The sequence below is a fragment of the Myxococcus llanfairpwllgwyngyllgogerychwyrndrobwllllantysiliogogogochensis genome, assembly GCF_006636215.1.
Classification (GTDB): domain Bacteria; phylum Myxococcota; class Myxococcia; order Myxococcales; family Myxococcaceae; genus Myxococcus; species Myxococcus llanfairpwllgwyngyllgogerychwyrndrobwllllantysiliogogogochensis.
Map to the genome: position 1 here is coordinate 1 of NZ_VIFM01000336.1, position 11,443 is coordinate 11,443.

8 protein-coding genes and 1 pseudogene are annotated in these 11,443 nt (G+C 70.3%); 2 read left to right on the forward strand and 7 right to left on the reverse strand.

Going from position 1 to position 11,443, the window contains the following annotated elements; all coding sequences use genetic code 11:
* The 3 genes from priA to FJV41_RS44145 all read right to left on the reverse strand — a co-directional run.
* Positions 1-1,954 (reverse strand): replication restart helicase PriA (priA, locus tag FJV41_RS44135; protein ID WP_141648650.1); only part of this gene is annotated, 1,954 nt, incomplete at its 3' end.
* Positions 1,955-2,167: 213 nt separating this feature from the next.
* The gene (locus FJV41_RS44140; protein WP_181791363.1) at positions 2,168-5,224 is read right to left on the reverse strand and encodes a sensor histidine kinase; all 3,057 of its coding nucleotides are present in this window, start codon (positions 5,222-5,224) and stop codon (positions 2,168-2,170) included.
* Positions 5,225-5,380: 156 nt separating this feature from the next.
* Positions 5,381-5,932, reverse strand: coding sequence for a GNAT family N-acetyltransferase (locus FJV41_RS44145; protein ID WP_141648652.1), 552 nt, complete (start codon positions 5,930-5,932; stop codon positions 5,381-5,383).
* A gap of 128 nt (positions 5,933-6,060) precedes the next feature.
* Here FJV41_RS44145 and FJV41_RS44150 point away from each other — a divergent pair, with 128 nt between their 5' ends.
* Positions 6,061-6,720, forward strand: coding sequence for a GNAT family N-acetyltransferase (locus tag FJV41_RS44150; RefSeq protein WP_141648653.1), 660 nt, complete (start codon positions 6,061-6,063; stop codon positions 6,718-6,720).
* 68 nt (positions 6,721-6,788) lie between these two features.
* Here the strand turns inward: FJV41_RS44150 and FJV41_RS44155 are convergent, their stop codons facing one another.
* The 3 genes from FJV41_RS44155 to galU all read right to left on the reverse strand — a co-directional run bounded on the left by FJV41_RS44155 (position 6,789) and on the right by galU (position 9,252).
* Positions 6,789-7,415, reverse strand: coding sequence for a glutathione S-transferase family protein (locus FJV41_RS44155; RefSeq protein WP_141648654.1), 627 nt, complete (start codon positions 7,413-7,415; stop codon positions 6,789-6,791).
* Between the two features lie 182 nt (positions 7,416-7,597).
* Entirely contained in the window at positions 7,598-8,353 is a 756-nt protein-coding gene (locus FJV41_RS44160) for a hypothetical protein (protein WP_141648655.1), read from the reverse strand.
* Entirely contained in the window at positions 8,350-9,252 is a 903-nt protein-coding gene (gene galU, locus FJV41_RS44165) for a UTP--glucose-1-phosphate uridylyltransferase GalU (RefSeq protein WP_141648656.1), read from the reverse strand. Before galU ends, FJV41_RS44160 begins: the two co-directional genes overlap by 4 nt.
* A gap of 60 nt (positions 9,253-9,312) precedes the next feature.
* On the opposite strand from galU, the gene FJV41_RS44170 reads away from it, so the two are divergent.
* Positions 9,313-10,164, forward strand: coding sequence for a PorV/PorQ family protein (locus FJV41_RS44170; protein WP_141648657.1), 852 nt, complete (start codon positions 9,313-9,315; stop codon positions 10,162-10,164).
* 3 nt (positions 10,165-10,167) lie between these two features.
* Here the strand turns inward: FJV41_RS44170 and FJV41_RS44175 are convergent.
* Positions 10,168-11,443: pseudogene (locus FJV41_RS44175) on the reverse strand (hypothetical protein); the annotation flags it as partial.

Sequence of the window (11,443 nt, forward strand, 5' to 3'; positions counted from 1 at the left end):
GCCCCGCCCTCCCCGACACCTGGGTCAACAGGTGGAAGGTCCGCTCGGAGGCTCGAAAGTCGGGAATCGCCAGGGACGTATCCGCCATGACGACACACACCAGCGTCACGCCCGGGAAGTCGTGCCCCTTGGCCACCATCTGCGTGCCCACCAGCACGTCCAGCTCCCGCCGGGCGAACGACGCGAGCATCTCCGTCAGCCGCTCCGCGCTCGTCGCCGAGTCCCTGTCCAACCGCGCCACCCGCGCCGTGGGCATGCGCTCCAGCACCTCCGCCTCCACCCGCTCGGTGCCGATGCCCAGCTTCAGCATGGGGCCCGTGCACTCCAGGCACCGCTCCGGCACCGGCATCGCCAGCCCGCAGTAGTGGCACACCACCCGGTTCTGGGAGCGGTGATGCGTGAGGCACACGTCGCACGCGCTGCACTTGAGCGACAGCCCACACACCTCGCACAGGAGCACCGTGCTGTGCCCCCGGCGGTTCAGGAAGAGGATGACCTGCTGCCCTCGCCCCAGCGTCTCCTCCATCGCCGCCAGCAGCGGCGGACTCAGGATGGGCGCCTCCTCCGTCACCATGCCCTCGCGGGGCCGCTCCTGACGCAGGTCCACCAGCTCGATGGTGGGCATGGGCCGGTCATCCACGCGGCGCTTGAGCTCCAGGAGCCGGTAGCGCCCGCGCTTCACGTTCTCCAGCGTCTCCAGCGCCGGCGTGGCCGAGCCCAGCACCACCACCGCCCCGGCCTGCTTGCCGCGCACCACCGCCAGGTCGCGCGCCTGGTAGCGAAGGCTGTCGTCCTGCTTGAAGGACGGGTCATGCTCCTCGTCCACGACGATGAGCCCCAGGTTCTCCACCGGAGCGAACACCGCCGAACGCACGCCGACGGCAATCTTCACGTCGCCCCGGCGCAGCGCCTGCCAGTGGAACAGCCGCTCCCGGTCCTTCAGCGCCGAGTGCAGCACCGCCACCTCCGCGCCGAAGCGGCTGCGGAAGCGCCCCACCAACTGCGGCGTCAGCGCGATTTCCGGCACGAGGATGAGGCTGCCCTTGCCCAGCGACAGCGCATGCTCCGCCGCGCGCAGGTACACCTCCGTCTTCCCGCTGCCCGTGACGCCGTGGAGCAGGAACGGCTGGAACACCCCTGTGTCCAGGGCCCCACGCAGCTCGACACCCGCCGCGTCCTGCTCCAGCGTGAGGCGGTCCGGCCGGCCCTGAATCAGGCCTTCCTTCACCCCCGCCTCCAGCTTCTTCTCGTCGATGCGAGCCAGCCCCTTCTTGGCCAGGCTCTTCAAGAGTTCTCGTGCGCCCGGGATGGCGTGGCTCACCTCCTCCAACGGAGCACTGCCCCCCACGGCCAGCAGATACGCGAGCACCGCTGACTGCGCATGCGCGCGAGCGAGCGCCGGCGGCACCTCGCTCACGAGCGCCACCGCGAACTGCTGCACGTCCGGCTTCGCTTCCTTCTCGTCCAGGGGCTTCGACAGCCCGGGAGGCAGGGCGCCGCGGATGACCTCGCCCAGCGGATAGCGGTAGTGCTCGGCCGCGAAGCGCAACAGCGCGATGAGGTCCTTCGGCAACGAGGGCGAGTCCTCCAGCACGCGCTGGATGGGCTTGAGCCGGACCTTCTCCCCCAGGGGCTTGTTCGCGGGCCCCAGGTAGAAGCCCAGCGCGGTGCCTCGGCCGAAGGGCACCAGCACGCGCTGCCCGGGCGCGAGCTGGCCCGTGAGCGCCTCCGGCACGGAGTACGTGAATTCACCCCGGACGGGGCGAGCAACGGCGACGGACGCCAGGACGGGAGGACTCTCGCTCACTGCGGGCGGCACTGTAGCGGCCTGTTCCGGTTGGGACAGTTCCCGGCGACGCCTCGCACCCGAGGTACGCACCGCCATGGAACCCGTGGTGGAGGGTGCCTCCGCCGCGCTCTCCGTCGGCTCTTCCCACAAGGGTCGCTGCTCCATGGCACTCCCTTCAACCACCGCCCCTGCCCCGTCCGTCCTGCTACCGGGAACCACAGTGCCAGGGCTGTCTGACATGGCCCGGCCCCCAGGTCCACGGCTCCGTGCGTGGGGCTCGCGAGGCCACGGCGCCACTCCCTGGGGAGGCCTGCTCGCACGCCACCCGCCCGGGCGTGCGAAGGACGAACGCAAAGCACCGCTTCCGAACGAAGTCCGTCAGCGACGGCCCGACCACGGGCGCAACAGGCGACGCCAGCCCTCCAGCGGGTGGCGCAGGTAGGCACGGTCCGCGCGCACCGCGACGACGATTTCCGTGCCGGCACCTTCGCGGCTGACGATGTCCAGCCGACCGCCCACCTTCGCGGCCCGCTCCCTCATGCCGCGCAAGCCCCAGTGGCCCGCCCGGCCACCCTGGTCCAGGGTGGCGGAGTCGATGCCACTGCCGTCATCGCGCACGCACAGCCGCAACTCCGGGGGCTCGAACAGCAGGCTGACCTCCACCTCGCGCGCGCGGGAATGCACGAAGGCGTTGCCAATGGCCTCGCGGCCGATGCGGTAGAGTTCATCGGCGACCAGCGGTTCCAGCGTGCGCGCGGCGCCCTTGACCACCATGCGCAGTTGGGGCCCTTCCCGTTCGTCGAAGTCACGCATCAGCGACGTGAAGGCCGCGGCCAGGTCGTCCTGGCCCTGACGGGTGTCGCGCAACGCGCTGACCCTGTCGCGTCCCTCCGTCAGCATGTCGTCCGCCCGGTCCAACGCGCTCTGGAGCCCAAGGCGCATCTCTCCCGCCGGCAACCGCGACGTCACCACGTGGACGTTGAGCACGAGCGCCTGGATGCCTTGCAACAGCGTGTCGTGCAGCTCCCGGGCGATGCGCTCGCGCTCCGCGTGCCGTTCCTCCAGTCGCATCCGCAGCCGCCGCGTCACCTGCCACAGCCGCAAGGCATACAGGAGCCACAGGGCCACCAGGGTGCCCAGGACACACAGCGCGATGAACGCACCCGTCTGGAAGAAGGTCGGCTCGATTTCGAAGTCGAGCGTGGCGCCCTGCTCGTTCCAGACGCCGTCCTCGTTGGCCGCCATCACCTGGAAGCGATACGGGCCGGGGCCCAGGTTCGTATAGGTGGCCTCGCGTCGCTGACCCGCGTCCTTCCAGCCGTCATCCACGCCGTGGAGCCGATAGCGGAACACCACGCGCTCCGGCATCCCCAACGCCAACGCGCTGTAGGCGATGCGCAGCTCCCGCGTGCGCGGCGGCAGATGGAGCGTGGGCGCCGACGCGTACGTCGCATCCCCCGTCGCCACCGAGCGAATCACGACGGGAGGCGCCACGGAGTTGCGCTGGATGTGGCTCGGGTCAATCCAGCCCAATCCGTTGGCGGCGGCGAACCAGAGCCTGCCGTCTCCACCCTCCACCAGGGTGGGCAGTGGACGGACCTGCTGCGCGCCGCCCGGCATGCCGTCGTTCATGTCGAAGAGCTCGACGGGCATCGGATACGCCGAGTCCTTCAGCGCCCGCCGCAGGTCTTCCGCCGCGATGCGCACGCCGCCCGCATGGCCGTTGAGCCACAGCGTGCCGTCCTTCGTCTCCAGCAAGCCGGTGATGCCCGTCAGCGCCTCCGGCCGGGTCGCCTGCAACGGCTGGAACCGCTCACCATCGAACGCGGCCAGCCCCAACGCGCCGCCCACCAGCGTGGTCTCCCCCGGGAGGATGGCGGTCACCGTGCCCGTGCGCAGGCCGTGCGCTTCCGTGAACGTGCGGACCCTCGGGCCCTCCATGATGGCGAGCTGGTTGGCGCTGTAGCCGAACCAGACACGCCCCTGGCCATCGAGCACCGCGCGAGCAGGCGGCAAATCAGGGAGCGCCGCGATGCCGCCCTTCGGAGTCCACGTGTCGCCGTCCAGCCGGTACACCGTCGAGGCACGGAACGACACCCACAGCTTCCCCGCCGCGTCGCGCACGATGGCCTGGATGCGCTGCTCATGCTCCTTCTCGGGGCGGGACAGGGACTCGATGCGGCCCAGGTTGAAGCGCCAGAAGCCCTCGGAGCCGCCCAGGAGGAGGCTGCCGTCCGTGTCCAGCGCGGTCGCGGTGATTTCACCTTCGATGCCGGGAACCAGGACCGGCTCGGCGTCCAGCCGCCACCACTTGTCCAGGGTCTTCAGGCGCGTCGCGCTGCCCGTCCACATCCCGCCGTCGCGGTCGGCGATGAGCGCGAAGTAGTTGACGTGGGTGGGGAAGCGGACAGCCGTCACATCGTTCCGGCGGAAGCGGTCCAGCCCCAACTGGGAACCCACCCAGATGTTGCCCTCGCGGTCCTCGAGCAGCGTCATCGCCGCGTCGGACGAGAGCCCGTCTCTCGCGCCGAAGACATCGCCCGTCACCACCCGGCGCTGGAACGGTTTGCCAACCGCGGAGGGCTTCGCGTCGCGACAGATGCCGGCATTGACGCAGCCACACAGCCACATGGCGCCGTCCCGGTCGAACAGCGTGTCCTGGGAGGTCGCCCCCTGGAAGGGACTGACGGGAGCGGAGCCCGAGGGCTCGGGCAGACCCGGGCCGCGCAGGGGACTGAACCCCTGGTCGTCGGCCTTCCAGAAGGTGCCGTCATGAACCAGCCACATTCCCCACAGGGTGAGCCCAGGCGTCTCCACCCGCTCGAAGCGGCGAGCCCCCGGACGAAGCACGTACGTGCCACCGTCGCCCGTCACCCACAGTCCGCCGCTCCGGTCCCGCGTGAGCGCGTTCCAATAAATCCGGGCCAGCCCCCAGCCGAGGTCCCCGGGTGACCACGCGCCCTGCTCGAAGACGTAGAGCCCCTGAGGGGTGATGGCCCACGGACGCCCGTCCCCATCCTCCTCGAAGGACTCCACGGGCGAGCCCTGGGGCAAACCTCCCGGGAAGAAATGGAGAATCTCCCCGGACGCCTTGCGGACACTGGCGCCGCCGAAGGAGTAGGCGACCCAGAGGTCCCCATTCGTGGTGGCTTGCAGCACGCTGATGGAGCGCGACGCGGTGCTGTCCACGGGCAACACGTCCTGACGTTCGAACCGGACACCGTCGAAGCGGTACAGGCCCGACGCCGTCCCCAGCCACAGCCAGCCGTCGACCGTCTGGGCCATGGCCCAGATTCCGGAGGGGGCTCCATCCTTCTGCGTCCACGCGGTGTGGTGGAAATCCCGGAGCGTCGTCATCCGGGCAGGAGGCTCGGCGGACGCGATTCCGGGTCCGCCCAGCACGAGCGCGAGCAGGAGGCCGTACATCAATCCCATCCGACTTCTACTTCCGCCCAAGCACCGGATGGCCCGTCCTCGCCCTTGCCACGTTCGAACGCACATCTCACGGGCCACCATAGAACGAGTCCCCGCGACCTCGCGCCGCCGAGCAGGCGAGCACCTAGGCGTCCAGACAGCGCGGCGCACGAGTCCTCAGTCCACCATCACTCGCGGGTCGAGCCACAGCGCACAGCGCCGCTCTCGCGGCAGGCCCGCCCTCGCTTCGTGCTCCAACACTTCCTTGAGCCGGTCATCCAGTGCGTCGTCCGGAATGCGGGTGAACCCGAGCCCGACATAGAAGTGCTCGTTCCAGGGCACGTCGCGGAACGTGGTCAGGGTGACGGTGGACAGACCCGCCTCGCGGGCATGCGCGGCGGCGGACCGGAGCAACGCGCGGCCCAGGCCCCGCCGCTGATGAGAGGGGTGCACCGCCATCTGCCAGACATGCAGCGCGGAGCCCACCGCCTGCGCGGTGAGGAAGCCCACGACGCCCGCTTCCGCGTCCCGGGCCACCCACACCGTGCGCGCCAGGATGAACGGGCGGTGGTCGGCCTCCTCCATGACGTCGTCGTCGGCAATCCAGGCCAGGTCGTCGAGCTGACGGAACAGCTCACCAGAGGCCCGTTCGAGCGCGGCGAACCGTGCGCCGTCCTCCAGCGTGGCGGGGAGGATGGCGACGCGGGAGTGGGAGTCGGAGGAAGACATGGGCATCGGCTCGACGGCGCGCGCCCGACGGCAGGACCTCGGTCGGAGTTCAGCGAGGCGCGACTCGCGCGGGTCATTGTCCGCGACACGGGCGGGCATGCCCAGGGTCGGTCTACAGTTGCTCCATCATGACGGTGAGCGTCCAGAACCTCGGGCCGGAGTTGCTGGAGCAGGTGGGGCCGCTGTGCGCACGGGCCTTCGATGACTACCCCTTCCTCGCGGAGCTGTTTCCGGGCCCCTCGGAGAAGCGAGCGCGGGTGGCCTCGGCCTTCTACGTCGCCACGGTGCGCGACTGTCTGGAGCATGGCGTGGTGCATGCCACCGTCGAGGACGGACGGCTGACGGGCGTGGCCGCGTGGCTGCGGCCGGGGGCTTTTCCCCTGTCACTCGGCAGACAGGCGGGCTTCCTGCCCACCGTCTGGGCGGGCCTGCGTCACTTTCCGGGACGCGCGCGGCTGGCGCTCCAGGCGCTGGCGAGGCTGGAGCGCTACCACCCGCACACGCCCACCCACTGGTATCTGGCCACCATCGCCGTGGACCCGGCGCATCAGGGACGCGGGCTGGGCGTGCGCTTGATGCGCGCGGGCCTGGCGCTGGCCGAGGAGACGCGCGCGCCGTGCTTCCTGGAGACGGCCAAGGCGGCCAACCGCGACTGGTACCTGGGCTTCGGCTTCGACCTGCAGCGCACCGAGCCGTGCTTCGACGGAGGACCGCCCCAGTGGTTCATGTGGCGTCCCCCGGAGGCGCGCTCCGGCATGGGGCCCGAGGAGACGGCGCGCACGGCGTAGGCCGTCGGAGCACGGGCCCGCGCACGACGAGCGCGTGCGGGCTTGTCCCTCGCCAACACGGACGAGGACTATCCGTGGGCGACCTTCTTCCACGAGGGCCGGCCGCCGATGCGCTTCCACCACGCGGCCACGCTCGGGTGCTTGTCGAACAGTCCCTGCTCACCGGCCGCGACCAGGAACTCCAGCTCCGGCATCCACGACACGTCCGCGAGCGAGAAGCTGTCTCCCGCGAGATAGGGCTGCTTCGCCAGCATCGGCTCGAGGATGCCGAACACCTTGTCCACGCCCGCGCGGCCCTCCTGCACCCGGGCCTCATCCGCCGCGCCGCCACCCATGTGCGGCTTGAAGACGCGCTCCCAGATGACCTTGAAGGCGGCGGGGCTGAAGTAGCTCTGCTCCACGCCGATGAACTGCTCCATCAGCCCATAGGCATGCGGCTGGGATGGCGTGAGCGAGGCCCCCGGCAGCTTGCGGTCCAGATAGCGGATGATGGCGCGCGACTCGTAGAGGACGAAGCCGTCGTCGTCCTCGAAGGCGGGCACGACACCGAAGGGATGGCGCGCCAGGTGCGCGGGGTGCTTCTGTTCGCCCTTGCCCAGGTCCACGAGGACGAACTGCGCCTCATGACCCTTCTCCAGCAACGTGGTGAGGACCTTGCGCGTACAGATGCTCATCGGATGGCCGTAGACCTTCATGTGCATTCTCCCTCTGTCGGCGTCCAGGGCCGCGAAGGCCCCGGCCGGGCGGCGCGACTCTTCATCGCGCCCCCTGACGTCGCAAGCGAATGAGGAAGGAAGGTCCGCGCCGTGAACACCGCCGCTCCACCGCCGTGACGCGTCAACGCCCCGGCGGAAGTGTCGGCGGTGTTCCGGTGTGACTACGGCGTGAAGAGCTTGTCGGGCACCGTGGCCCGGGTGTCGCCCTTCAGCGCGGTGAAGCGCACGACGCGCTGGTCACCGCGCCACACCTCGATGCTGCGCGGCATCGCCTCACCCACCGCGGGCGAGTTGTAGTCCAGGAAGCGCACGTCCCACGCGACCTTGGCGGAGTCCGTGTATCGCAGCCGCGCGGGGCGGAAGGAGTCCTTGTACACCCAGAACTGGGGACGTCCCTCGGCCTGGTCGCCGAGCACGTACGCGACCTCTCCACTGAAGCGCGCCAGGCCCGTGCGGGACGTGTCGACACCCAGCCCCTGGAGGTACTGCTGCACCGACTCCTTGAGCTGCTGCACCGGCCCACCGCCCGCGGCGAAGAGCGGGCACACCTGCGCGACGAGCACGGAGAGCGACGGGATGTCATTGCCCTCCAGTCGGCGACGCCCCGCCACCTGCACCACGGCGGTGCGCGCGTTGCCGTCCGGCACCGAGGCCTCGAAGCGGCAGCGGCCCGGCATGCGCAGGTACAGCACGCCGTCGCCCTGTACGTCGGGACGGTCCGTCGCGGTGCCCAGCGCCGAGCCCGCCTCCTTCACCCCGGGGCCACTGAAGCTCAGCGAGCCTTCCACTCGCAGCCCGGAGAGCTTCAGTTCGTCCCGCTCCCCCACCATGCGCCGGAGGATGGAGCCTCCCGGCAGCACGTAGGCGGCAGCGGTGAAGGACAGCAGGACTGCGACGAGTGCGACGATGCGCTTCACGGCTTCTCCGTCTTCACGACCTCACGCATGTACTCGAGCAACCCGCCCCGCAGCTCGGGGCGCTTGAGGGCGTAGGCGATGTTCGCCTTCAGGTATCCCACCTTGTCGCCCGCGTCATAGCGCTGACCCTTGAATTTGTACCCCAACAGACCGTGCGACTGCTGGAGCGTGGCCAGGCCGTCGGTGAGCTGGATTTCCCCGCCCACGCCCGGCGTCTGCTTCTCCAGGATGGGGAAGATTTCCGGGGGCAGCACATAGCGGCCGATGACGGCGAGGTTGGAGGGCGCGGTGCCCTTCTTCGGCTTCTCCACCACGCGGTCGATGCGGATGACGCCGTCACCCAGGTCCGTGCCGGCGGCGATGCCGTACATGTGCGTCTCGTCATCGGGCACTTCCATCAGCGCGATGACGGCCTGGTTGTGCTGGCGGAACACGCGAGCGAGCTGGCGGATGCCCGGCTCCTCGGCGTCAATCATGTCGTCGCCCAGCAGCACGCCGAAGGGCTCGTTGCCGATGGCGCTCTTGGCGCAAAGCACCGCGTGGCCCAGGCCCTTGGGCTCCTTCTGGCGGATGCTGACGACCCGGACCAGGTCGGCGATGGCGCGCAGCTTGTCCGCGTCCGCCGTCTTGCCCCGGGCGCGCAGCGTGGTCTCCAGTTCGAAGGCGATGTCGAAGTGGTCCTCGATGGCGCCCTTGCCGCGACCATTGATGAGGACGACATCCTCGATGCCGGCGGACACCGCCTCCTCCACGATGTACTGGAGGGTGGGCGTGTCGACGATGGGCAACATCTCCTTGGGCACGGACTTCGTGGCGGGAAGAAAGCGCGTGCCCAGCCCGGCTGCCGGGATGACACACTTACGGATAAGGGGCTCTGCCTTCGGTGCGTTGGCGGACATGGGGCCAGGGAATCTATTGGCGCCCACCCACCCCATCAAGCTGGTTAGGATGATGGCCCCATGTCGCTCCGCCCCGTCGTGCTGCTGTTCGCCGTGTGTGTCTCCACCGCCGCCCTGGCCCAGCCCTCGGAGGACCTGAGGGACGTCATGAGCGCACGCGCCTATGGCATGGGCGGCGCCTACCGCGCCCTCGGCCTGGGCACGGAGGCCATCCTGGGCAACCCCGCCGCCATGGCCCTGTATCCGGCCTACCGCGTCGAGGGGACAGCGGCCTGGGACCACCGCATCAAGGAGGGCGTGCTCGGCGTCTCCGTCATCGACGGCGCCACCAGCAAGCTGGCCATGGGCATGGATTACCACTGGGTCAGCCTGGGACGCGGCGGCGCTCGCACCACCGCCCATCTCAGCTCGCTGGGCGTGGGGTTTCCATTGACCCCGGGCATCCTGATTGGTGCCGCGGCGCGCTACCTCCGGATGAGTGGCATGGACCGATATGCCAACTCGGTGACAGTTGACACGGGCCTGCTGTTCCGGCTGTCCCAGTCGCTGGTGGCCGGGGTGTCCGGGCACAACCTCATCAACACCAACAACGTGGAGCTGACGCGGTACTACACGGGTCATCTCGGCATCAACTCGGGGATGTTGACGGTGGCCGGTGACGTGCGCGCGGACTTCGAGACGAACGACAAGACGACGCTCACGTACAGCGGTGGCCTGGAGTACATCCTCGGGATGCAGGTTCCGCTGCGTGCGGGCTATTCGTATGACGGCTTCACGCGCACGTCGCGGCTGAGCACGGGCCTGGGCTTCATGACCGAGACGGGCGGCGGTCTGGACCTGGCGTACCGGTACGAGATGGGTGGCGAGAAGAGCCGCATGCTGGCGCTCACCATCCGCATGCAGATGAACTGAGCTTCAGCGGGGAGCGCGCAGGGAGAGGTAGCGCTCGGACGCGGCGAAGCGCAGCAGCTCCACCAGCTCCGAGTCCTGCGAGCGACGGGAGCGAATCACCGTCACCGCCGGCCCCACACCACCGCAGGCCACCAGGCCCGCGCGGTTGGCGGAGTCTCGCGCGGCGTCCGCGAGGGACGAGGCGTTGAAGTCCCGGGTGCCGGAATCCAGGAGCTCGAGGGTGCGCTCCAGGGCGCGCGGGGACAGCGTTTCGCGCACGAGCCGGGCGTCCGCGCTGGAGTCCTTCGGGTTTTTGAGGACGGTGGACAGCAGGGCCAGGGCGCGCAGGAGCTGGGCGCCCTTGAGTGCGCGCAGGGCGAGCAGGTCGGGTGACAGCGACAGCAGGGCGCGGCCCGCGTGGAAGCGCAGCTCGGCGGCGGGCAGGGCCTGGCGAATCACGGCGCGGCCCACGAGCAGGCGAGGCTTGTCGGTGTGGACGGCGGTGAAGGGCGGACCATCGTCCTCGGCGAGCACGAGCTCCGGCAGGTTCACCGCGAGCACTCGCGCGGAGGTGTGCAGGGCGTCGAGGACGGCGGGAGCACCCGGGCCGGCGACGGCGCGCAGGGGTTCGGAGGCGTCGGCGGCGCGGCCCTGGGCGGGGAAGAGGCGACAGAGGGCGATGCCCGAGCACGCGAGCAGTTCACCCGAGGAGGTCCGCAGTCCGGGGTGACGCAGGCCCGCGCGCTCGTCGGCGGTGAGGGCGGGCCGCTGGAGTCGAGACACGGGGACGTCGCGGCCGGCGAGGGCCTCGACGATTTCGCGCATGAGGGCGGCGCGCGGGGCGTCGCCTCGGGTGTCGAAGAAGTCGGCGAGGTTCGCGTAGGAGACGGTGTCGAGGGGGCGCTCGCGGAGCTGGCGGAAGACCTCGGGCTCGGTGTCGGCTGGTGGAGCGGGCTCGGGGACGACAATGGGGTTCTCGCGCGTCTCGGCGGCGCCCACGGAGGGACGTTCGGATTGCGCGGGGGGCTTCGAGATGAAGGTGCGGCCCGGCGCGGGACCGGCCGAGGTGCCCTCGGGGCGAGAGCCACGGAGGACGCGGCGCACAGGGTCCATGCGTCCCGGCGGGGCTTCCCAGGAGATGACGCGCGTCTCGGGGACGGACGCGGCATCGAGGTCCATGGGCTTGCCGCTCATGAGGTCGATGGCCTTGCCGCCTCGGGGGGATTCTGGAGGGCTCGCGGGACGCGAGGTGCCCTGTGCGCGCGCGGGAGGAGCACTGTCGGCCGGAGGGGCCGGGGGC